We start from the raw sequence: 20,955 nt of genomic DNA on the forward strand, positions 1-20,955 counted from the left end.
CCATGCCCGTGAATCTCTCCGCTCCCGACCCCGCCGCCCTGCATGCGGTGCCCGGCATTCGCATCGGCGTGGCCGAAGCGGGCGTGCGCAAGGCCAACCGCAAGGACCTGACGGTGGTGCTGATCGACGAAGGCGCCGCCGTCGGCGGCGTGTTCACGCAGAACCGCTTCTGCGCAGCGCCCGTGCAGGTGTGCCGCGAACACCTGGCCCGGAACTTCGGCATTCGCGCGATGCTGATCAACACGGGCAATGCGAACGCCGGCACCGGTGAGGACGGCCTGGCGCGCACGCGCGCGACCTGCATCGCGCTGGCCCGCAAGCTGAACCTGGCACCCGAGCAGATCCTGCCCTTTTCCACCGGCGTGATCATGGAGCCGTTGCCGATCGACCGCATCGAGGCCGGCCTGCCCGCCGCGCTGGCCGACGCGGCGCCCGACCACTGGGCGCGCGCGGCCGAGGGCATCATGACCACCGACACCGTGCCCAAGGCCTTCAGCCGGCAGGTGCAGATCGGGGGCGCGACGGTCACCGTCACCGGCATCAGCAAGGGCGCCGGCATGATCCGGCCGAACATGGCGACCATGCTCGGCTTCATGGCGACCGATGCGAAGATCGATCCGTCGCTGATCCAGCCGTTGGCCAAGGCATTGGCCGACGCTTCGTTCAATCGCGTGACCATCGACGGCGACACGTCGACCAACGATTCCTTCGTGGTGATCGCCACGCAGAAGGCTGAGCACGGCACCATCACCGCACTCGATTCCGTGGAGGGCCGCGCATTGGTGGAAGCGATGCAGACCGTCGCGCGCCAGCTGGCCCAGGCCATCGTGCGCGACGGCGAAGGCGCGACCAAATTCATCACCATCCGCGTGGAAGGCGGGCGCGATGCCGCCGAATGCAGGCAGGTGGCCTATGCGGTGGCGCATTCGCCGCTGGTCAAGACCGCGTTCTACGCGAGCGACCCCAACCTCGGGCGCATCCTCGCGGCGGTCGGCTATGCGGGCATCGCCGACCTCGATCAGACCGGCATCGATCTCCACCTCGACGACGTGCATGTCGCCGTCAAGGGCGGACGCAATCCGAGCTACCGCGAAGAAGACGGCCAGCGCGTGATGAAGCAGAGCGAGATCACCGTGCGCATCGGCCTCGGTCGCGGCGACGCCGCCGATACCGTGTGGACTTGCGACCTGAGCCACGACTACGTTTCCATCAACGCCGACTACCGGTCATGAATGAGAAGTTCGAACGCCTGATCGAGCGTGCCGAGCAGCTGATCGGCCGTATCGAATCGATCCTTCCACAGCCGCTTGCGGCGCCTGCCGACTGGAACGCCTCGATCGCCTGGCGCTACCGCCGCCGCAGCTCGGGACACGGCACGCTGGAGCCGGTGCGCCACCTGGCTTCGATGCCGCTGGACGCATTGAAGGAAATCGATGCCCAGAAGGAAAAGATCGAGCGCAACACGCGCCAGTTCGTCGAAGGGAAGCCGGCCAACAACGTGCTGTTGACCGGGGCCCGCGGCACCGGCAAGTCTTCGCTGATTCGCGCCTGCCTGCAGGCCTATGCGCCGCGGGGACTGCGCTTGATCGAGGTCGACAAGGCCGAGTTGACCGACCTGCCGGACATCGTCGAGGTGGTTTCTCAGCGGCCCGAGAAGTTCATCGTGTTCAGCGACGACCTGAGTTTCGACGAGGGCGAGCCCGGCTACAAGGCGCTCAAGTCGATCCTCGACGGTTCGATCGCAGCGGCCACGCCCAATGTGCTGATCTACGCGACCAGCAACCGGCGCCACCTGCTGCCCGAATACATGAAGGACAACCTGAGCTACACCCACACCGAGGACGGCGAGGTGCATCCCGGCGAGGTGATCGAGGAAAAGATCTCGCTGTCGGAGCGCTTTGGCCTCTGGGTCAGCTTCTATCCATTCAGCCAGAACGAATACCTGGCGATCGTCGCGCAATGGCTGTCGTCCTTCGGCGTCGATGCGAAGGCGATCGAGGCGGCGCGGGCCGAGGCGCTGGTATGGGCGCTCGAACGCGGTTCGCGCAGCGGCCGCGTGGCATACCAGTTCGCGCGCGACTACGCGGGCCGCAGCTGAACCCGACCATGACGGACGCGCGCAAGCACACCGAGGTGGCGGTCGGCATACTCATTCGAGAGGACGACGCGCTGCTTCTTTCGACCCGGCCCGAGGGCAAGCCTTACGCGGGCTACTGGGAGTTTCCGGGCGGCAAGATCGAGACGGGCGAGACGGTGGAAGAGGCGCTCAGGCGCGAACTGCACGAGGAGCTCGGCATCACGATCGCCGGCGCTGAGGTCTGGAAGACCACCGAACACGACTATCCACACGCGCTGGTGCGCCTGCACTGGTGCAAGGTCCGGGCGTGGCGGGGCGAGTTCGAGATGCGCGAAGGCCAGGCGATGCGCTGGCAGCAGTTGCCGCTCGACGTGGCGCCGGTGCTGCCGGGTGCGCTGCCGGTGCTTGGCTGGCTCGCGCAGGAGCGCGGCCTCGCCAACGATCACTGTTGAATCTTGGGGTCGCCGAAAGGCTCGTCGTCGGGCGGCGCCTCGGCCGGCATCCTGAACTCTTCGCTGGCCCAGGCGCCGAGGTCGACGCCCTTGCACCGTGCGCTGCAGAAGGGCCGGTACGGATTGCTGGGCGCGTAGACGCTGTCTTTCCCGCACGCCGGACACCGGACGATGCGCTCGCCAGATGAATTGAGCTTGGTCATCATGCGCAGAGAGTCAGCTCGAAGGGGGTGTCGTCCGTGCTCTGGTGCAGGCGATCGTCGGCTTCATGTCGCATCAACCGCACCGACACCATGAGCCGGTTGCCGCTGATCTCGGGAATGAGTCCGAGTTTCGGGTCGATGCGCAGGCGCAGCAGCTGGAAGCTGCGGCCCTGAGGCAGATTTTGCTGGAACTGGCCGCCGGCTGCCATGACCTTGTAGGGCACGTCGGCGTCGCGCAGGAGCTTCAGCAGCAGGTAGATCGATTCGGCCAGCGGCGCGAGCGTGGAGGACCAGCGTTCCAGGTCGTCGCGCCGGTCGGAGGCCCTGCCGTTCTGCCAGGCGTAGTAGGCCGGCAGGTCGAACTCGCAGGTGCCGCCGGGAATGCCCGCGCGGCTGCGGATGCTCATCAGCCACTCGTTCTCGGTCAATGCCTGGCCGGCCTTGCCGGGCACCGTGTTGAGCGTCGTGAAGTTGCTTTCGAGCTTGCCCACGACCTGGTCCAGCACCGCTTCGGAGATCGCCGGGTTGCCGCGGTAGCTGTTGAAGACGTTCTTGTGCTTGTCGAGGTCCCGCAGCACGTCGGCCTTGAGATCGGCGCGCGCCGCCACGTCCATGATCTCGAAGATCGTGACGAGGGCGTAGTGATGGGAGAGCGCCGAATCGGCCGGCACCAATTCGCCGAGGCGGCGAAACAGGTGCTCCAGCCGCAGGTAGGTCCGGATGCGCTCGTTGAAGGGGTACTCGTACAGAATCACGCGTCGGCTTCCAGTCGCACGATGATAGCCCGAAGACTCGCTGCCGCGCCGCAGTGAAGGGGAACTGGCATTCGTCCTACGGCGCGTTCGGTCGACCACTAGAGAGGCGCTCGCGCACCTCCTTGAGCATCAACTCGCCGACCCACAGCTGACCGTGCATGGACAGGTGGGTGTCGTTGGGGAAATAGAGGTCGCGCACGGTCGCGCGCGCCTCCTTCGCCGCGGTGAACAAGTCGGGGCCGAGTTTGGTCTTGTTGAGGGCGGCCACGAAAGCAGCGGAGTGCTGCGGTTCCACATAAGTTGTGGTCTTGTCCGGAATAACCATCCACAGGATCGGCGGCGACGGATGCGCCTGACTGATCGCTTCCATTTGCCTGACTGTTCGTTCGGAAAGCTCGGCTGCCGTGGTGTCATCGGGAAAGAACAGCGCCTTGTCGCACAGCTTGTTGCTGAAATACGCGCAGCCGTTGGGCACGGTGCGCACCCTGGCGCGCTCGCCGAACTGGACGTCGGCCGATTCGATGGCGCGTTTCGTGTTGCGATAGGTATTCAGGCCGGTGGTTAGCTTGGCGTTGGTGTTGAGTTCGAAGCCCGGAACCTGGGTGAGGGGCTGCGCAAAGGGCTCCTTCTTGACCGACAGGGGCTTCTTCGACATCGCGCCGCACTTCTCGCTGTCGTCGAGGCGCTCGGCAAGCAGGCGCTCGATGCTCTCGATCACGATCAGCTTGCCGCGGAAACCGTTGTCCTCGACCCATTGGCTGAAATTCTTGCAGATGAAGGGAAGTTGTCCCCAGTAGATCGTCGTGACGCGGTAGCCAGCCTTCACCAGCACGCTCTGCCATGTAAGGGTCATCGAGAAGCTGTCGCCGACGACGAGGATGTCGGCCTGGTCTATCGGGACGCCGTGCATGGACTCGAACGGCAGAGGAGGCGGCGGGTTGCGCCACCCGAATTCATGATCGGACACACGCCCGATGCGCGACAGGTCGCCATAGGGAATCGGCGTGAACAGCGTGACCAGCAGCAGCGCCACGATCACCGCAAAGCCCGCGAAAAAGATCCGCAGCCAGAGTTTCGCTGGGGTCATGTCAGAACTGGAAATAAAGGAAGGGGCTGTAGAGGCCCAGTTGGGACACGCACATGCCGAACAGCACGACCACGAAAGCGGCGATCAGCGCCGTGACCATCCGCATCGAGCGCGGACGCCCCGCCAGCGCGATCGGACCAGGCACCCAGCGCTCCAGCGCGATCGTGGGCGGCAATGCCAGGCAGATGAACAGGCCGAGCAGCAAGGTCTGGAAGAACTCCGGCTTGCGGTACGGAACCGCGAACTCGCCGAATGCGCTCGGTGGCGCTCCGTGCATGCCGAGCATGCCCTTGTAGATTTCGAGCGCCGTGGCGACGCTCTCGGCACGAAACACGACCCAGGCGATCATCACGCACAGGAAGGTCAGCAACCAGCCGGCCACGCGCCCCACGCGGCTCGGCGTGGCGCTGCGTCGCACCTTGGCGTTCCACAGGTGGTTGACCATCAGGAATGCGCCGTGCAACGCGCCCCAGATCACGAAGGTCCACGCCGCACCATGCCAGAGGCCGCCGAGCAGCATGGTAAGAAACAGATTGAGGTAGCGGCGCGCCTCGCCCTTGCGGTTGCCGCCCAGCGGCACGTACAGATAGTCGCGCAGGAAGGTCGACAGCGAAATGTGCCAGCGCCGCCAGAACTCGATGATGTTGGTCGACTTGTAGGGCGATCGGAAATTGAGCGGCAATTGCACGCCCAGGCACAAGGACAGCCCGACCGCCATGTCCGAATAGCCCGAGAAGTCGAAGTAGATCTGCAGCGTGTAGGCCAGCACACCGAACCATGCCGTGTAGAGCGATGGCGCGATGCCGTTGTGCACGCCGTTGAACATCAGGTCGGCGTACTGCCCCATCTTGTCGCCGATCAGCAGCTTCTTCGCGAGGCCGAAGCTGAAGATCGCAATGCCGAGCGCGAGCTTGTTCGCATCGATCCGGTAGATCGCCGGGTTGGCGAACTGCGGCATCATCTGCGCGTGATGCAGCACCGGACCCGCGATCAGATGCGGGAAGTAGGTGACGAACAGCACATAGTGAATGAAGCTGCGCTCGTGAACCTTGCCCTGCCAGCAGTCGACCAGGAAGGCGATCTGCGTGAAGGTATAGAACGAAATCCCGATCGGCAGTGCGATATGAAGCAGCGGAATCGGCGCCAGTCCTGCAGCAGCCAGCCCCTCGTTCACGTTCGAGACGAAGAAGTTGGCGTACTTGAAGACCGCCAGCACCCCGAGGTTGACGACGAGCGCAGCGATCAGCATGCGCTTGCGCTGGCGGTCGTCGCGTTCGGGGCTCGGCGTGAGGCGCAGTCCGAACCAGTAGTTGACGCAGATCGAACCCACCAGCAGCGGCAAGGCCTTGACGCTCCACCAGCCATAGAAGAACAGCGATGCGAGCGCAAGAAAGCCGGCGGCCGCGCGCGCGTTGCGCTTTCCGATCAGGAAGAACCCGACAAGAACAATCGGGAAATAGAGAAAGATGAATGCGTACGAATTGAAAAGCATCTTGGGGAGGGCTGCGTCGCGTGGCCCATTCGAGCGCGCCGCCTTGTTGTTGTCTCGCGCGTGTAGCGGCAGTCAACCGGGGATTATCGCGTGCCTGCGCCGGTCCACCGTTCCCACAGATTTCGGACGTCGGCGGAGAGTTCCGCCAGCGACATTTTCTCGTTGAAGATCACCGCGTCCGCCGCGGCGCAGCGCTGCGCGCGGTTGGCCTGCTGAGTGATCACGGCGCGAACGGCTTCGGGCGTCCAGCCCGAACGCGCCACCACGCGCTGCACCTGGGTTTCTTCGGTCGCGTCGACGACCAGCACGCGATCGACGAGGGCGCGCCAACGCTTCGATTCGACCAGCAGCGGTACATCGAAGACGATCAGTTGCCCGCCTGCGGCCGCCGCCTGACGCTCGCATTCCACGCCGATCAGGGGGTGCAGGATCGCTTCGAGCCTTTTTCTGGCCTCCGCGTCGGCAAACACCAGGTCTCGCATCCGCGCCCGGTCCAGGCCGCCATCCACGGCGATGACTGCACGGCCGAACTCGGCTTCGATCGCAGGCATGGCGGCTCCTTGCGGCTGGGCGATCGCGCGTGCAATGGCGTCGGTGTCGATCAACGTGGCGCCGGCGATGACCAGCATGGACGCGACGGTGCTCTTTCCGCTGCCGATGCCGCCGGTCAGTCCGATGCGCATGGCACGCGCGCCTTTGCTTGTCAGAGGCCGGCCACGCGAAGGATCGCGTCCGGACCGAAGAGCATGGCTGTGAAGCCCGCACCTGCGAGGAAAGGGCCGAAGGGCACGTAGCCGCCTTCGCGCAGCCCGCTGTTGAGCTTGAGCGCAACGCCGACGATCACGCCGATCACCGACGCCATCAGGATGATGGGCACCAGTGCCTGCCATCCGAACCACGCGCCGAAGGCGGCGAACAGCTTGAAATCGCCGTAACCCATGCCTTCCTTGCCGGTGCTCAGCTTGAACAGCCAGTAGACCGCCCACAGCGAGACATAGCCCGCCACGGCGCCCCAGACGGCATTGACCAGGCTGACGCCCGTGAAACCTGCGAGGGCAGCGAGCAGGCCGGCCCAGAGCAAGGGCAGCGTGATGTCGTCGGGCAAGAGGGTGGTGTCCCAGTCGATCAGCGCGAGCGCGATCAGCGCGGCGGCAAAGCCGCACCAGGCCAGGCTGCCGAACTGGCCGGGCATGCGCCACACGCACCAGGCGAACAGGGCGCCAGTCGCCAGTTCGACCAGCGGATAGCGCAGGCTGATCGGCGCCTTGCACGCCGAGCATTTGCCGCGAAGAAGCAGGTAGCTCAGCACGGGCACATTCTCGTACCAGCGGATCGCATGGCCGCACTGCTGGCAGCGCGAATGCGGCACCATCAGATTGAAGGGCTCGGCAGCAGCGGGTTCCGCGCCGTTGAGGCTCGCGCATTCGGCAGCCCATTGGCGCTCCAGCATTTTCGGCAGGCGATAGATCACGACGTTGAGGAAGCTGCCGATCAACAACCCCAGCACGCCGGCCAGCGCGGCGTCCACCCCCTGCGAAACCAGCATCAGACGACCTGGCCGAGCTTGAAGATGGGCAGGTACATCGAGACCACGATGCCGCCGATGATCACGCCGAGGAACACGATGATGATGGGCTCCATCAGGCTCGAGAGGCCGGCCACCATGTCGTCGACTTCTTGTTCATAGAAGTCGGCGGCCTTGCCCAGCATGTGGTCGATCGACCCGGACTCCTCGCCGATCGCGGTCATCTGCAGGACCATGGAGGGGAACAGGTTGGCATTGGTCATGGCCGACGTCAGGCTGGTGCCGGTCGAGACCTCCTGCTGGATCTTGGCCGTGGCGTCGGAGTACACCGTATTGCCGGACGCGCCACCGACCGAGTCGAGCGCCTCGACCAGCGGCACGCCGGCCGCGAACATGGTCGCCAGCGTGCGGGTCCACCGCGCGACGCAGGACTTGTCAATCAGGGTGCCGAAGATCGGCAGGCGCAGCAGCAGCCGGTCCATGACCCGTTGAACGCGCTCGTTGCGCTTCCAGGCCTGCATGAAGAAGTAGAGGCCGCCGCCGATCACGCCGAAGATCAGCCACCAGTAGGCGACGAAGATCTCACTGACGGCCATGACGAACAGCGTCGGGGCCGGCAGGTCGGCGCCGAAGGAGGTGAACACCTGCTTGAAGGCAGGAATCACGAAGATCATGATGATCGCCACCACGACGAACGCGACGACGACCACGGAGGTCGGGTACATCAGCGCCGACTTGATCTTCGACTTGATCGCCTCGGTCTTTTCCATGTAGGTGGCCAGGCGATCGAGCAGTTCTTCCAGGATACCTGCGGCTTCGCCGGCCTCGACCAGGTTGCAGTAGAGGTTATCGAAGTACTTGGGAAACTTGCGGAAGGCGGCGGACAGCGAGGTACCCGTTTCCACGTCGCTGCGAATGTCGTTGAGCAGCTTGGCCACGCTCGGATTTGCGTTGCCGCGGCCCACGATGTCGAAGGCCTGCAGCAAGGGAACGCCAGCCTTCATCATCGTTGCCAGCTGGCGCGTGAAGATGGCGATGTCCTTCGGCTTGATGGCCTTGCCGGAACGCATGCGCCGCTTCTTGATTTTCGTCGCGAGCACGCCCTGGCGCCGCAGCGCCGCCTGAACCTGGTTTTCGCCGGCAGCGCGGACCTCGCCGCGTACTACCTTGCCGTTGCGATCTTTGCCTTCCCACTCGAAGACGACTTCCTTGAGGGTTCGGGTTGATGCTGCTGCCGTTGCCATTCGAGCTCCGCTTCTCAATGCTATTCGTTGGTGACCGCGAGCACTTCTTCAAGTGAGGTCAGGCCCTGCATGACCTTCTTCAGCCCCGATTGACGTAGCGAGCGCACGCCTTCGGCTTCGGCCTGCCTCGCGATATCGAGGGCGCTGCCGTCGCGCAGAATGATCTTCTGGATCTCTTCGGTAATCGGCATCACCTGATAGATGCCCACTCGTCCCTTGTAGCCGCCGTTGCAGGCCGAGCAGCCGACCGGGCGGTAGGGCTTCCAGGTACCGTCCACATCGCTTTCCTTGAAGCCGGCATCGAGCAGCGCCTCCTTCGGCACATCCATGGCCGGCGCCTTGCAAACCGTGCAGAGGCGGCGCGCAAGCCGCTGCGCGGTAATCAGGATGACGCTCGACGCGATGTTGAAGGGCGCGATGCCCATATTCCGCATGCGCGTGAGCGTCGTGGGAGCGTCGTTGGTGTGGAGGGTCGACAGGACCAGGTGGCCCGTCTGCGCAGCCTTGATCGAAATGTCGGCGGTTTCGAGGTCGCGGATTTCGCCGACCATGATGATGTCCGGATCCTGGCGCAGGAAGGCACGCAGCGCGGTCGCGAAGGTCAGCCCCGCCTTTTCGTTGACATTGACCTGGTTCACGCCGGGGAGGTTGATTTCCGACGGGTCTTCCGCCGTGGCGATGTTGACGCCGGCCTTGTTGAGCAGGTTCAGGCACGTATAGAGCGACACCGTCTTGCCGGAGCCGGTCGGGCCCGTGACCAGCACCATGCCGTAGGGACGCCCGATGGCAGTGAGCAATCGTTCCTTCTCATCCGCGTCGTAACCCAGTGCGTCGATGCCCAGGCGTGCACTACTCGGATCGAGAATACGGATCACGATCTTTTCGCCGAACAGGGTGGGCAAGGTGCTCACGCGGAAATCGATCACGCGATCGGGACCGATCTTGAGCTTCATGCGGCCGTCTTGCGGCACCCGCTTTTCGGAGATGTCCAGCCGCGAAATCACCTTGATCCGCGACGCCAGCTTGTCCTTGATGACCGTGGGTGGACTTGCGATCTCGCGCAGTTCGCCGTCGACGCGGAAGCGCACGCGATATTGATGCTCGTAGGGCTCGAAGTGGATGTCCGACGCGCGCATGCTGAATGCATCGAGCAGCATCTTGTGCAGAAAGCGAACGACCGGCGCATCTTCGACCTCGGCCACCGCCGGATCGTTATTGTCGCTCGAGGTATCCGCCGAAATCTCGTCGAACTCGAACTCGGCGCCGACGATGCTGTCGATGGTTTCGGAGGCGCTCACTGCAGCCGCCTCGATCATGCGCGAGAGCTTGTCGTACTCCGCGATGACCCAGTCCACGCCCATCTGGGAGGCGAACTTGATCTTTTCGGCTGCCTGCTGATCCGAAGGATCGGCTGTTGCAACAATGAGACGATTGTTGCGCTTGCTCAGGACGACGACGCGGTAGGCTTGGCACAGCTTGGGATCGAGCAGGTCCTTGGGAAGGCGCTGCGGATCGATCGCGTCGAGGTCGAGCAGAGGCGCGCCGAAGGCGCTCGACAAGGTGTGCGCGAGGTCGGCGGCCGAGACGGCGCCCGTGCCGGTCAGCTCCGCGATGAAGCTGGTCCGCCCGCTGAGCGACTTTTGATAGATGTCTTCTGCTGCTTTTGCCGGCAGTTTGCCGGCCGAAATCAAGGCCCGCGCGAGTCCCGGCAGGGCGATCGACGAGTTTTCTTTGACGAGGGGTTCAGCAGCGGCCATTCAACGAATGTAACAAGACGTGAAAAATTGCTTCACGATCATCGCTGATCCCCCAAGGGCTGTAAATCGCTTCGCAACAACAGACCGCGGAGCATTTTGCATTTACAGCCGAAAAGGCTGGTCGGGGTGAGAGGATTCGAACCTCCGGCCTCTACGTCCCGAACGTAGCGCTCTACCAGGCTAAGCTACACCCCGATGGTTGCAAGAAAAAGAATCGTCCCGGGTGCCCACTGTCGTGAGGTGTCTAGGCGCGTCGCTCAAGCAACTGAGCCGCCAATTGTAGCAAACCGGCAGAGTGCGAATTCGCGGGAAAGCCGGCGAGTGCATCCATCGCGCGCTGCGCTTCGGCTGCTGCTGCTGCCCGCGTAGCGTCCAACGCACCCGTCTCACGCACGATAGCGACGATTTGCGGCAGTTGTGCCGTATCGCCCGCCTCGATGGCGGCGCGAATGAGTTCGCGCTGCGCCGGGGTGCCGCGCTGCATGGCCAGAATCAGCGGCAGCGTCGTCTTGCCTTCGCGCAAGTCGTCGCCGACGTTCTTGCCGGTCTCGTTCGCATCGCCTGCGTAGTCGAGCACATCGTCGATCACCTGGAAGGCGGTGCCCAGCGCCTGCCCGTAGGCGGCACATGCTTCTTCCACCTCCGGCGTGGCACCTGCCAATACCGCGGCGAGCCGGGTGCTGGCTTCGAACAGCTTCGCCGTCTTCGAGCGGATCACCCGAAGGTAGGCTTCCTCATCGAGCGAGGCGTCGTGCATGTTCATGAGCTGCAGCACCTCCCCCTCGGCGATCACGTTGGTCGCTTCGGCCAGTATTTCCATGACCCGGACGTTGTTGGCATCCAACATCATCTGGAATGCGCGAGAGTAGAGGAAGTCGCCGACCAGCACGCTGGCCGGATTGCCGAAGGACTCGTTGGCTGTCGGGCGGCCGCGCCGAAGCGTGGATTCGTCGACGACATCGTCGTGCAGCAAAGTCGCGGTATGGATGAATTCCACCACGGCGGCCAAGTTGAAGCGCTGTTCTCCACGATAGCCCAAGGCACCGGCCATGAGCAGCAGCAGCGCGGGGCGCAGCCTCTTGCCGCCGGCCGAGATGATGTACTTGGAGACTTGGCGCACCAGCGGGACGCCGGTATCGAGGCGGCGGGCGATCACGAGATCTACCCCTGCCATGTCCTCTGCAATCAGGCTGAGTACGGCGGCAGCGGGGGAGGAGTCGGCGGGGGGGACTGACAAGGCAGGGGCGCTTTGTGCGCTGCGTGAGGGACGAGATGGCGCAGGGCCGGAAGGCGCAGATTATAGGGAGCCGGGTGCCTGGACGGCGCGACGCGGCGTCGCCCTATGCCGGCAAGTGCCCTCCGTGCTAGAATCTTGGGCTCTGCGGAATTCGCCGTAGAACCATCTTACTCCAAGAGGTCCACATGTACGCGGTCATAAAAACCGGTGGCAAGCAATATCGCGTTGCTTCCGGCGAGAAAATTAAAGTAGAACAGATTGCTGCGGACGTAGGCCAGGAAATCGTGATCGACCAAGTGCTCGCAGTCGGCGACGGCAGCGCAATCAAGGTTGGTACGCCCCTGGTGTCCGGCGCATCTGTGACAGCCACGGTGCTGTCGCACGGCAAGCACGACAAGGTTCGCATCTTCAAGATGCGCCGTCGCAAGCACTATCAGAAACGTCAAGGCCATCGCCAGCAGTTCACCGAGCTGCAAATCGGTGCGATCGCCGGCTAAGGAGCGAACACCATGGCACAGAAAAAAGGCGGCGGCTCAACGCGAAACGGGCGCGATTCCAAGCCCAAGATGCTCGGCGTGAAGCGGTTCGGCGGTGAACTGATCAGCGCCGGTTCGATCATCGTGCGCCAGCGCGGTACCCAGTTCCACCCCGGCGTCAACGTCGGCGTGGGCAAGGACCACACGCTGTTTGCCCTGGTCGACGGCCATGTGTCCTTCGGCACCAAGGGCGCCCTCAACAAGCACACGGTCAACGTGACCCCGGCGTAAGCCAGTCACTTCGATCTGCTCGAAGCCCCGCTTTGCCGGGGCTTCTTCATTTGTAAACTGGACATCTCATGAAGTTCGTGGACGAAGCCTTCATCGACATCGCCGCCGGCGATGGCGGCAACGGCTGCGTGTCGTTCCGGCATGAGAAGTACAAGGAGTTCGGCGGCCCGAACGGCGGCGACGGCGGGCGCGGCGGCCATGTGTTCGCGGTGGCCGATCCGAGCCTCAACACGCTGGTGGATTTCCGCTTCGCGCGCCGCCACGAAGCCAAGCGCGGCCAGCACGGCATGGGGTCCGACATGTTCGGCGCCGCCGGCGACGACATCACGCTCAAGATGCCGGTCGGCACCATCATCACCGACGCCGAAACCGGCGAGGTGCTGTACGAGCTGCTGACGCCGGGCGAGGTGATCACGATCGCCAAGGGCGGCGACGGCGGTTTCGGCAACATGCGCTTCAAGAGCGCCATCAACCGCGCGCCGCGCCAGAAGACACCCGGCTGGCCCGGCGAGAAGAAGAGCCTCAAGCTCGAACTGAAGGTGCTGGCCGACGTGGGCCTGCTGGGCATGCCGAACGCCGGCAAGTCGACGCTCATCAGCGCAATCTCCAATGCGCGCCCGCGCATCGCAGACTACCCCTTTACCACTCTGCATCCGAACCTCGGCGTGGTGCGCGTCGGTCCGGAGCAGAGCTTTGTCGTCGCCGATCTCCCGGGCCTGATCGAGGGCGCCTCCGAGGGTGCCGGCCTTGGCCATCTGTTCCTGCGCCACCTGCAGCGCACCCGGCTGCTGCTGCACGTGGTCGACATCGCGCCCTTTGACGATGCCGATCCGGTCGCGCAGGCCAAGGCGATCGTCGGCGAGCTCAAGAAATACGATGCGGCGTTATACGAAAAGCCGCGCTGGCTGGTGCTGAACAAGCTCGACATGGTGCCGGACGACGAGCGTGCCGCGCGTGTGAAGGACTTCGTCAAGCGGCTGCGCTTCAAGGGTCCGGTCTTCGAGATCTCCGCGCTCACGCGCGAAGGCTGCGAACCCTTGGTGCAGGCGATCTACCAGCACGTCAAGGCGCAGCAGGTGGCCGAGCAGCCGCCGACCGAGATCGATCCGCGTTTTGCCTGACATGACTTCAAGCTCCACCACCGGTTCCACCGCCCTGCGCGACGCGCGCCGCGTCGTCGTCAAGGTGGGCTCCAGCCTTGTCACCAACGAGGGCCGGGGCCTGGATGAGAACGCCATCGGCGAATGGTGCCGGCAGCTCGCGACATTGGTGCGCGACGGCCGCGAGGTCGTGATGGTGTCGAGCGGCGCCATCGCCGAAGGCATGAAGCGGCTCGGCTGGCGCACGCGCCCGCACGAGATCCACGAACTGCAGGCCGCCGCAGCGGTCGGGCAGATGGGCCTGGCCCAGATCTACGAGACCAAGCTGCGCGAGAACGGCATGGGCAGCGCACAGGTGCTGCTGACGCACGCCGACCTGGCCGACCGCGAGCGTTACCTGAATGCGCGCTCGACGCTGGTGACCCTGCTCGCGCTCGGCGTGGTGCCGGTCATCAACGAGAACGACACGGTGGTCAACGACGAGATCAAGTTCGGCGACAACGACACGCTGGGCGCGCTGGTCGCCAACCTGGTGGAAGCCGACGCACTGGTGATCCTGACCGATCAGAAGGGCCTCTACACCGCCGATCCGCGCAACAACCCCGACGCCCGCTTCGTGCACGAAGCGGCGGCGGGCGATCCGGCGCTCGAAGCCATGGCCGGCGGCGCCGGCAGCAGCATCGGGCGCGGCGGCATGATCACGAAGATCTTGGCAGCCAAGCGCGCTGCGGGCTCCGGCGCCTCGACGGTGATCGCTTGGGGTCGCGAGCCCGATGCGCTGCTGCGCCTTGCGCGCGGCGAAGCTATCGGCACGCTGCTGCTGGCGCAGACCGCCAAGCACCAGGCGCGCAAGCGCTGGATGGCCGACCACCTGCAGTTGCGCGGCGCGGTCACGGTGGATGCCGGTGCCGCCGCCAAGGTGCGAGGCGAAGGCAAGAGCCTGTTGCCGATCGGCATGACCAGCGTCGAGGGAGAGTTCTCACGCGGCGACGTGATCGCCGTACGCGACGCGCAAGGCGTCGAACTCGCTCGCGGGCTGGCGAACTACTCGAGCGCCGAGGCCAGGCTGCTGTGCCGCAAGCCTTCCGCCGATTTCGAGCGATTGCTGGGCTATGTCGCGGAGCCGGAAATGGTGCACCGGGACAACATGGTCCTGATGCCCGGCGGCCGCTGAGGCTTCACGGGAGCTCGCGCAGCGGATTTTTCATCTGCTGGACCATCTCGCCCACAGATGCGCGCGGCGCGTGGCCGCGGCACAGGCCCTGCGCAGACAGTTCCTTGGCATAGCGCGAGTTGCGTTCGTCGATGCGCTTCCATTCCGGATTCGTCACGTGGTGCCAGGCGCCCTGATTGAAGCGGGCGTATTGCTTCACTTCCTCGGTCGCGCAGCGCACGCCTTCGTAGAAGGCATTGGTGGCGCTGCCGGCCTTGTTGCTGGCCACGACCACATAACGCACCGTGCCGTCGCTCCCCAGCGTGATGGTGCCGGGATCGACGCCGTACTTGAGGCTCAGGTAGGGCGGCATCTCGATCGGGAGCAACCGCCTTTCGTCGAAAGCGGGAGGCGGCGGCACTTCGCCTTCCTTCCACTCGTCAGCCTGAGCCGTCACCTTCGGCGGCGGCGGCATGCCGGCTTGTGCCCAGTCCGGATTGTCGGTGTCCCGTGGGCCCGAGCCGCAGGCGGCAAGCACGCATGCGAAGGTGAAGGAAAGAACGTGCCTAGCGCGGCACATGAAGAGGATCGGTTGGGTCGGGCGCTTGATGAGGGGCATTGGGATTCGGGTCGAAACTCGCCCCGGGAGGCAGTTCGAAGTTGGATTCATGGCCTGCAGCGGGCGGGTGGCGCTCGAATTCGCGGGCGCGCACATTGCTGCGCAGGAAGCGGTTGCGGAAATCCTGCCGAGGCAGGTAGCGTGCGAGCTCGGTCAGCGCCATTTCATAGACGCCGCGCTTGAATTCGACCACCACGTCCAGCGGGACCCAGTAGTCATGCCAGCGCCAGGCGTCGAACTCCGGATGGTCGGTGGCGCGAAGGTTGAGATCCCAGTCGTGGCCGATCAGCTGCAGCAAATACCAGATCTGCTTCTGGCCCTTGTAGTGGCCCCGTGCGTCACGGCGGATGAACCGATCCGGCACCTCGTAGCGCAACCAGTCGCGGGTACGGGCCACGATGCGCACATGCTCCGGCTGGAGGCCCACCTCCTCGTGCAGTTCCCGGAACATGGCCTGTTCAGGGCTCTCGCCGCGATCGATGCCGCCTTGCGGGAACTGCCAGGAATGAGTGCGGATGCGTTTGCCCCAGAAAACCTGGTTTCTCTGGTTGAGCAAGATGATGCCGACGTTGGGCCTGAAGCCGTCCCGGTCGAGCATAATCAAACCCCAATTTTTTGAACTGAGTCGATTATGCATGCCGGGTTGCACTCGGCAAGCGACCGGTTCCGGGCCCGCTCGTGGCTCGCCCTTGCCCCTGTACCTGGAACCCTCTCTCGCGACCGATGAAAGCTTCCCGATTCTTTATTTCCACCCTCAAGGAAGCGCCGGCCGATGCCGAGGTCGCAAGCCACCGGCTCATGATGCGCGCCGGCATGATCAAGAAGCTCGGCACGGGCATCTACACCTACATGCCGATGGGGCTGCGCGTGATCCGCAAGGTCGAGGCGATCGTGCGCGAGGAGATGAACCGCGCCGGCGCGGTCGAGCTGACCATGCCGGTGGTGCAACCGGCCGAACTTTGGGAAGAGAGCGGTCGCTTCCAAGGCTACGGCCCCGAGCTGCTGCGCATCAAGGACCGCCATGAGCGCGGCTTCGTCGTGCAGCCGACCAGTGAAGAGGTCGTGACCGACATCGCGCGGCAGGAAATCCGCAGCTACAAGCAGCTGCCGAAGAACCTCTATCAGATCCAGACCAAGTTCCGCGACGAGCGCCGTCCCCGCTTCGGCCTGATGCGCGGGCGCGAGTTCGTCATGAAGGACGCCTATAGCTTCGATCGCGACCTCGAAGGCGCGAAGGCCAGCTACCAGGTGATGGCGGACGCCTACCGCAGGATCTTCGACCGCTTCGGCCTGCGCTATCGCGCGGTAGCAGCCGACAGCGGCGCGATCGGCGGCGACGTGAGCCAGGAGTTCCAGGTCATCGCCGCGACCGGCGAGGATGCGATCGTCTACTGCCCCGACAGCGATTACGCCGCCAACATGGAAAAGGCCGAGGCGCTCGCGCCTACCGTGCCGCGCGGCCCTGCGACCGAGCCGCTCGCCAAGACGCCCACGCCGGGCAAGAGCACCTGCGAGGACGTGGCGTTGCTGCTGGGTGTGCCGCTGTCGACCACGGTGAAATCGCTGGTGCTCGCGACCGATGTCGTCGATGCCGACGGCAATCCCAAGGGCTCCCAGGTCTGGCTGCTGCTGGTGCGCGGCGATCACGACATGAACGAGATCAAGGTGAGCAAGGTGCCGGGGCTGGACAAGGGCTTCCGCTTCGCGACGAACGCCGAGATCGAGGACCACTTCGGCTGCAAGCCCGGCTACCTCGGCCCGATCGCGTTGAAGCAGCCGGTGAAGATCGTCGCCGACCGCGACGTTGCGGTCATGGCCGACTGGATCACCGGCGCCAACGAGGTCGACTTCCACATGACCGGCGTCAACTGGGGCCGCGACCTGCCGGAGCCCGACGTGGTGGCCGACATCCGTAACGTGGTCGCCGGCGACGCCTCGCCCGACGGCAAAGGCGTGCTGGCGATCGAGCGCGGCATCGAGGTCGGCCACGTGTTCGTGCTCGGCACCAAGTACAGCAAGCCGATGAACGCGACCTTCCTCGACGAGGCCGGCAAGCCGCAGTTCCTCGAGATGGGCTGCTACGGCATCGGCATCACGCGCCTGCCTGCGGCGGCCGTCGAGCAGAACAACGACGAGCGCGGGATCATCTGGCCCGATGCCATCGCTCCCTTCACGGTGGTAGTCTGCCCGATCGGCATGGACCGCAGCGCCGAGGTCAAGACCGCCGCCGAAGCGCTCTACGAGCAACTGCTCGAGGCCGGCGTCGACGTGCTGCTCGACGACCGCGGCGAGCGCCCCGGCGCGATGTTCGCCGACTGGGAACTGATCGGCGTGCCGCACCGCATCGTCATTTCCGACCGTGGCCTGAAGGAAGGCCAGCTCGAGTACCAGCATCGCCGCGACACCGCCGCGACCAAGGTGCCCGTGGCCGGCGTTGCGGAATTCATCAAAGGCAAGCTCGCGGTATGAGCTTGTCGCGCCGCACGTACCTGGGCGGCGCCGCCGCCGGAACCCTGTCGCTGGTGCTGCCGCAGCCGGCGCTGGCGGGTGCGCAGATCGAGGAGCCGCTGATCGACTCGGTGCGCACCGCGCTGAGTTCGGCCATCCACAACAAGGCGCCACCGATCCCGGAGTTCAGCAACACCGAGGCGCGGCTCGCTTACCTGCGCTGGCTAGGCGCCATGAGCGAACGCCTCAAGAAGAAGCTGGTCGACTGGCCGACACGCAAGGAATTCCTGCAGACGGTCTGGTACGAATCGCGCCGCGCCGGCCTCGACGTCAGCCTGGTGCTGGGCCTTGTCCAGGTCGAGAGCAATTTCCGCAAGTACGCGGTCTCCAGCGCCGGCGCGCGCGGCTACATGCAGGTGATGCCCTTCTGGACCCGGGTGATCGGCGACAGCGACCCGGCCAAGCTGTTCCACATGCAGACCAATCTGCGCTTCGGATGCGTGATCCTGCGCCATTACCTCGACCGCGAAGCCGGGGATCTGTTCATGACGCTCGGCCGCTACAACGGCAGCCGGGGCCGGGCGCCGTACCCGAACGCGGTGTTCGCCAACCAGCGGCTCTGGGCCTTCGACGACCGGCGTTCGGACTCGGCCTCAGCCTGAGGCTGCCGCGCCGGCGCCGGCGCCGGCGCGGGTAACCATCACCTGGTCGATGCGGTGGCTGTCGACGTCCATCACCTCGAAGGTGTAGCCGCTCCAGCTCACGCTGTCGGTGCGCTTGGGCACGCGGCGCAGCATCACCATCAGGAAGCCGGCCAGCGTCTCGTACTCGTCGGCGTGCGGCAGCGCGTCGATGTCGAGCGCGCGCTGGACGTCCTGGATCGGCGTTACGCCATCGATCAGCCATGAGTTCTCGTCGCGCTTGACGATCTGCTGCTCTTCGTCCTGCGGCCCGACCAGGTCGCCCATCACCGTGCTCATCACATCATTGAGCGTGATCACGCCGACTACCAGGCTGTATTCGTTGACGATGATCGCGAAGTCCTCGTGGGCCTGCTGGAACTGCTCGAGCACCTCGGTCAGCGACAGCCGGTCGGGGATGACCAGCGCCTTGTGCAGCGGCAGACCCTGGTCGAAGGAGAGTGGCTGGCCGCTCAGCACGCGCTGGAACATGTCTTTCGCGTCGACGTAGCCCAGCACGTGGTCGATGTCGCCTTCGCACACCGGATAAGCCGAGAAAGGCTCGGCCACGATGCGTGCGCGCAGCACCGCCTCGGAATCGTCTTTCTGGAACCAGGCGATGCGGTCCCGCGAGGTCATCACGCTGCTGACCAGCCGCGTGTCGAGCTCGAACACGTTGGCGATCACCTGCTGCTCGCGCACCGCGAGCACGCCGGCGCGCGCGCCGGCCTCGGTCATGGCGAGGATGTCGGCCGAAGTGATCTTGTCGTCACGCTGCATCGGCATGCGCAGCAGCTTGAACAGCAGGTCGGTGCAGCGCGTGAACAGCCAGACCAGCGGCTTGAAGGCGGTGATGAGCACCTGCATCGGCCCCACCATGCGCACCGCGAGCCGTTCCGGATCGTTCATGCCGAGCCGCTTGGGAAACAGGTCGGCGAAGACCAGGAACACCGCGATGATCGTGACGAAGGAGGCCAGGAAGGCCGCGGTCTGCGCAGCCTCGGCGCCGAGCCATAGTTCGAACAGCCGTGCGAAGTACGGGCTCAGCGAGCCTTCGCCGACCACGCCGCCGAGGATCGCAACCGCGTTGAGCCCGATCTGGACCACGGTGAAGTAGTGACCGGGCTGCTCCTGGATGCGCATCACCCGCTCGGCGCGCACGTCGCCGCCGTCGGCCATCTGGCGCAGGCGCAAGCGGCGCGAGGCCGCCAGCGCAATCTCGGCGAGGGAAAAGAATGCGCTGGTCGCAATCAGTACGACGATGACGAGCAGGCTTTGGGTCAGGGTCACAGGATCATGCTTCGGTCGACGAGGACCGCCATGGTGCCATGACCCGTGGGCCTACTGGACGAAGCCGATCCTGCTGCGGCCCGCGCTGGCGCGCGGCAAGTCGTCGATATGCACTTCGTCGCGGCCGGCCAGCCGGGCATTGCCGAAGCCGGTCATGAGCGCGCGGCGCATCTCGCGCGGCGCGAGCGCGGCCAAGTGGTCGAGCACGTCGCCCGAAGGCTCTTCGGCCACGAGGCGGCCCCAGTCGTGCTCCCTGCGGATCGAGGCGTAGAGCTGGCGCGCGATCTGCCGTGCCGCCTCGGGCGAGGGCGCATCGACCTCGAACACGTTCATGCGGTTGAGGATGGGCTCGGGAATGCCGCGAACGTCGTTGGCCGTCGTGATCCAGATCACCTGGCTGGCGTCGATCGGCACTTCGGCGAACTCGTCGACGAAGGCATGGGCGGTGTCGTGCTCGAGCAGGTTGTAGAGCGCGCCCAGCGGGTCGTACTGGGCATCGGCGCCGGCCTTGTCGATCTCGTCGACCACCATCACCGGGTTGGCGTACTGCCCGTCGACCAGCGCCTCGAACACCTTGCCGGGCTTGGAGCCCTTCCACTGCGACGATGCGCCGGAGAGGAGCCAGCCGGCGGTCATGGAGCTCATCGGCACCAGCGACATGCCGGTGCCCAGCAGTTCGGCCAGCTTCTTCGCGAAGTGGGTCTTGCCGATGCCGGGGGGACCGAGCAGCAGCATCGGCGTGACTTCGAGTCCGTCGCGGCTGTCCTGGGCGAGCGCGACATGGCGGCGCACGTCGTCGAGCACCTCGGTGAAGTTGGGCAACTGTGCGTAGAGCGCTGCCATCTCGGGGATGCCGCTGGGCTTGACCTGGAAGCGTTCGGGGCCGCGTTCGAGCATGCGCTCATAAGTGGTTCGAAGATGCTCGTGGTCGCGTTCAGGGAGCTTGGCGAGCTTGCGTTCGACGTCGTGCGTGCGGAACACGCTGCGCAGCTGGGCGACCGGCAGCTGGAAGGACGAGGACGCGGGAACCAGATCGCGGGACATGCGGGAATCCATGGGACACCTCCGA

General features: G+C 65.1%; 22 protein-coding genes and 1 tRNA gene. 9 read left to right on the forward strand and 14 right to left on the reverse strand.

The features are described 5' to 3' along the window. Nucleotides 1–2: 2 nt before the first annotated feature. Genes argJ through mutT form a run of 3 tightly spaced genes read left to right on the forward strand, consistent with a single transcriptional unit; the run spans nt 3 to nt 2,529 of the window. Nucleotides 3–1,232 (forward strand): bifunctional glutamate N-acetyltransferase/amino-acid acetyltransferase ArgJ, encoded by a 1,230-nt coding sequence (gene argJ, locus AC3A6B_RS11300; protein WP_487836800.1) that lies wholly within the window; start codon nt 3–5, stop codon nt 1,230–1,232. Then, nucleotides 1,229–2,098: an ATP-binding protein gene (locus AC3A6B_RS11305; RefSeq protein ID WP_487836801.1), complete on the forward strand. Its 870-nt coding sequence runs from the start codon at nt 1,229–1,231 to the stop codon at nt 2,096–2,098. Before argJ ends, AC3A6B_RS11305 begins: the two co-directional genes overlap by 4 nt. A gap of 8 nt (nt 2,099–2,106) precedes the next feature. Beyond that, nucleotides 2,107–2,529, forward strand: a complete 423-nt coding sequence (mutT, locus tag AC3A6B_RS11310) for an 8-oxo-dGTP diphosphatase MutT (RefSeq protein ID WP_487836802.1) — start codon at nt 2,107–2,109, stop codon at nt 2,527–2,529. Here the strand turns inward: mutT and AC3A6B_RS11315 are convergent. The 10 genes from AC3A6B_RS11315 to AC3A6B_RS11360 all read right to left on the reverse strand — a co-directional run bounded on the left by AC3A6B_RS11315 (nt 2,520) and on the right by AC3A6B_RS11360 (nt 11,829). Beyond that, the gene (locus AC3A6B_RS11315) at nt 2,520–2,735 is read right to left on the reverse strand and encodes a DNA gyrase inhibitor YacG (protein WP_487836803.1); all 216 of its coding nucleotides are present in this window, start codon (nt 2,733–2,735) and stop codon (nt 2,520–2,522) included. The two genes, mutT and AC3A6B_RS11315, sit on opposite strands and share 10 nt — an antisense overlap. Next, complete coding sequence (gene zapD / locus AC3A6B_RS11320) at nt 2,732–3,487, reverse strand: cell division protein ZapD (protein WP_487836804.1); 756 nt, start codon at nt 3,485–3,487, stop codon at nt 2,732–2,734. Before zapD ends, AC3A6B_RS11315 begins: the two co-directional genes overlap by 4 nt. A 76-nt stretch (nt 3,488–3,563) precedes the next feature. Further along, on the reverse strand, nt 3,564–4,574 hold the full coding sequence (locus AC3A6B_RS11325; protein WP_487836805.1) for a hypothetical protein: 1,011 nt from the start codon (nt 4,572–4,574) through the stop codon (nt 3,564–3,566). A 1-nt stretch (nt 4,575) separates the two neighbouring features. Next, a complete protein-coding gene (locus AC3A6B_RS11330) occupies nt 4,576–6,066 on the reverse strand; it encodes an MBOAT family O-acyltransferase (RefSeq protein ID WP_487836806.1) in 1,491 nt (496 codons plus the stop codon). A gap of 83 nt (nt 6,067–6,149) precedes the next feature. Further along, nucleotides 6,150–6,749: a dephospho-CoA kinase gene (gene coaE, locus AC3A6B_RS11335; protein ID WP_487836807.1), complete on the reverse strand. Its 600-nt coding sequence runs from the start codon at nt 6,747–6,749 to the stop codon at nt 6,150–6,152. A 20-nt stretch (nt 6,750–6,769) separates the two neighbouring features. Next, nucleotides 6,770–7,612 carry a prepilin peptidase gene (locus AC3A6B_RS11340; protein WP_487836808.1) on the reverse strand — a complete coding sequence of 281 codons (843 nt, stop codon included), beginning with the start codon at nt 7,610–7,612 and terminating at the stop codon, nt 6,770–6,772. Next, nucleotides 7,612–8,835 carry a type II secretion system F family protein gene (locus AC3A6B_RS11345; RefSeq protein WP_487836809.1) on the reverse strand — a complete coding sequence of 408 codons (1,224 nt, stop codon included), beginning with the start codon at nt 8,833–8,835 and terminating at the stop codon, nt 7,612–7,614. The genes AC3A6B_RS11340 and AC3A6B_RS11345 overlap by 1 nt, the downstream gene beginning before the upstream one ends. A gap of 20 nt (nt 8,836–8,855) precedes the next feature. After that, on the reverse strand, nt 8,856–10,592 hold the full coding sequence (gene pilB, locus AC3A6B_RS11350; protein ID WP_487836810.1) for a type IV-A pilus assembly ATPase PilB: 1,737 nt from the start codon (nt 10,590–10,592) through the stop codon (nt 8,856–8,858). Between the two features lie 118 nt (nt 10,593–10,710). Continuing rightward, a tRNA-Pro gene (locus tag AC3A6B_RS11355) sits at nt 10,711–10,787 on the reverse strand. Between the two features lie 49 nt (nt 10,788–10,836). Next, the gene (locus tag AC3A6B_RS11360) at nt 10,837–11,829 is read right to left on the reverse strand and encodes a polyprenyl synthetase family protein (RefSeq protein WP_487836811.1); all 993 of its coding nucleotides are present in this window, start codon (nt 11,827–11,829) and stop codon (nt 10,837–10,839) included. 185 nt (nt 11,830–12,014) lie between these two features. Between AC3A6B_RS11360 and rplU the strand changes: the two genes are divergently transcribed. The 4 genes from rplU to proB all read left to right on the forward strand — a co-directional run bounded on the left by rplU (nt 12,015) and on the right by proB (nt 14,870). Next, on the forward strand, nt 12,015–12,326 hold the full coding sequence (gene rplU / locus AC3A6B_RS11365) for a 50S ribosomal protein L21 (protein WP_093105742.1): 312 nt from the start codon (nt 12,015–12,017) through the stop codon (nt 12,324–12,326). 12 nt (nt 12,327–12,338) lie between these two features. Next, a complete protein-coding gene (rpmA, locus tag AC3A6B_RS11370) occupies nt 12,339–12,596 on the forward strand; it encodes a 50S ribosomal protein L27 (RefSeq protein ID WP_487836812.1) in 258 nt (85 codons plus the stop codon). A 68-nt stretch (nt 12,597–12,664) separates the two neighbouring features. Continuing rightward, nucleotides 12,665–13,717, forward strand: a complete 1,053-nt coding sequence (cgtA, locus tag AC3A6B_RS11375) for an Obg family GTPase CgtA (protein WP_487836813.1) — start codon at nt 12,665–12,667, stop codon at nt 13,715–13,717. 1 nt (nt 13,718) lies between these two features. Continuing rightward, on the forward strand, nt 13,719–14,870 hold the full coding sequence (gene proB, locus AC3A6B_RS11380; protein ID WP_487836814.1) for a glutamate 5-kinase: 1,152 nt from the start codon (nt 13,719–13,721) through the stop codon (nt 14,868–14,870). A 4-nt stretch (nt 14,871–14,874) separates the two neighbouring features. On the opposite strand, the gene AC3A6B_RS11385 is transcribed toward proB, so the two are convergent. Then, nucleotides 14,875–15,429, reverse strand: a complete 555-nt coding sequence (locus AC3A6B_RS11385) for a CNP1-like family protein (protein ID WP_487836815.1) — start codon at nt 15,427–15,429, stop codon at nt 14,875–14,877. Next, nucleotides 15,416–16,066, reverse strand: coding sequence for an RNA pyrophosphohydrolase (locus AC3A6B_RS11390; protein ID WP_487836998.1), 651 nt, complete (start codon nt 16,064–16,066; stop codon nt 15,416–15,418). Before AC3A6B_RS11390 ends, AC3A6B_RS11385 begins: the two co-directional genes overlap by 14 nt. Nucleotides 16,067–16,191: 125 nt before the next feature. Here AC3A6B_RS11390 and AC3A6B_RS11395 point away from each other — a divergent pair, with 125 nt between their 5' ends. Together AC3A6B_RS11395 and AC3A6B_RS11400 are read left to right on the forward strand one after the other, a co-directional pair. Next, nucleotides 16,192–17,937, forward strand: coding sequence for a proline--tRNA ligase (locus AC3A6B_RS11395; protein ID WP_487836816.1), 1,746 nt, complete (start codon nt 16,192–16,194; stop codon nt 17,935–17,937). Continuing rightward, a complete protein-coding gene (locus AC3A6B_RS11400) occupies nt 17,934–18,578 on the forward strand; it encodes a lytic transglycosylase domain-containing protein (RefSeq protein ID WP_487836817.1) in 645 nt (214 codons plus the stop codon). Before AC3A6B_RS11395 ends, AC3A6B_RS11400 begins: the two co-directional genes overlap by 4 nt. Here the strand turns inward: AC3A6B_RS11400 and paeA are convergent. Then, the gene (paeA, locus tag AC3A6B_RS11405) at nt 18,570–19,886 is read right to left on the reverse strand and encodes a polyamine export protein PaeA (RefSeq protein WP_487836818.1); all 1,317 of its coding nucleotides are present in this window, start codon (nt 19,884–19,886) and stop codon (nt 18,570–18,572) included. The two genes, AC3A6B_RS11400 and paeA, sit on opposite strands and share 9 nt — an antisense overlap. A gap of 51 nt (nt 19,887–19,937) precedes the next feature. Then, nucleotides 19,938–20,930: an AAA family ATPase gene (locus AC3A6B_RS11410; RefSeq protein WP_487836819.1), complete on the reverse strand. Its 993-nt coding sequence runs from the start codon at nt 20,928–20,930 to the stop codon at nt 19,938–19,940. Nucleotides 20,931–20,955 lie beyond the last annotated feature (25 nt).

Source organism: Variovorax sp. Soil_C_33 (assembly GCF_057656935.1).

Coding starts and splice junctions, on each gene's coding strand:
- argJ (WP_487836800.1), top strand. CDS start 3: ATGCCCGTGAATCTCTCCGCTCCCGACCCCGCCGCCCTGCATGCGGTG.
- AC3A6B_RS11305 (WP_487836801.1), top strand. CDS start 1,229: ATGAATGAGAAGTTCGAACGCCTGATCGAGCGTGCCGAGCAGCTGATC.
- mutT (WP_487836802.1), top strand. CDS start 2,107: ATGACGGACGCGCGCAAGCACACCGAGGTGGCGGTCGGCATACTCATT.
- AC3A6B_RS11315 (WP_487836803.1), bottom strand. CDS start 2,735: ATGATGACCAAGCTCAATTCATCTGGCGAGCGCATCGTCCGGTGTCCG.
- AC3A6B_RS11325 (WP_487836805.1), bottom strand. CDS start 4,574: ATGACCCCAGCGAAACTCTGGCTGCGGATCTTTTTCGCGGGCTTTGCG.
- AC3A6B_RS11330 (WP_487836806.1), bottom strand. CDS start 6,066: ATGCTTTTCAATTCGTACGCATTCATCTTTCTCTATTTCCCGATTGTT.
- coaE (WP_487836807.1), bottom strand. CDS start 6,749: ATGCGCATCGGACTGACCGGCGGCATCGGCAGCGGAAAGAGCACCGTC.
- AC3A6B_RS11340 (WP_487836808.1), bottom strand. CDS start 7,612: ATGCTGGTTTCGCAGGGGGTGGACGCCGCGCTGGCCGGCGTGCTGGGG.
- AC3A6B_RS11345 (WP_487836809.1), bottom strand. CDS start 8,835: ATGGCAACGGCAGCAGCATCAACCCGAACCCTCAAGGAAGTCGTCTTC.
- pilB (WP_487836810.1), bottom strand. CDS start 10,592: ATGGCCGCTGCTGAACCCCTCGTCAAAGAAAACTCGTCGATCGCCCTG.
- rplU (WP_093105742.1), top strand. CDS start 12,015: ATGTACGCGGTCATAAAAACCGGTGGCAAGCAATATCGCGTTGCTTCC.
- rpmA (WP_487836812.1), top strand. CDS start 12,339: ATGGCACAGAAAAAAGGCGGCGGCTCAACGCGAAACGGGCGCGATTCC.
- cgtA (WP_487836813.1), top strand. CDS start 12,665: ATGAAGTTCGTGGACGAAGCCTTCATCGACATCGCCGCCGGCGATGGC.
- proB (WP_487836814.1), top strand. CDS start 13,719: ATGACTTCAAGCTCCACCACCGGTTCCACCGCCCTGCGCGACGCGCGC.
- AC3A6B_RS11385 (WP_487836815.1), bottom strand. CDS start 15,429: ATGTGCCGCGCTAGGCACGTTCTTTCCTTCACCTTCGCATGCGTGCTT.
- AC3A6B_RS11390 (WP_487836998.1), bottom strand. CDS start 16,066: ATGCTCGACCGGGACGGCTTCAGGCCCAACGTCGGCATCATCTTGCTC.
- AC3A6B_RS11395 (WP_487836816.1), top strand. CDS start 16,192: ATGAAAGCTTCCCGATTCTTTATTTCCACCCTCAAGGAAGCGCCGGCC.
- AC3A6B_RS11400 (WP_487836817.1), top strand. CDS start 17,934: ATGAGCTTGTCGCGCCGCACGTACCTGGGCGGCGCCGCCGCCGGAACC.
- AC3A6B_RS11410 (WP_487836819.1), bottom strand. CDS start 20,930: ATGTCCCGCGATCTGGTTCCCGCGTCCTCGTCCTTCCAGCTGCCGGTC.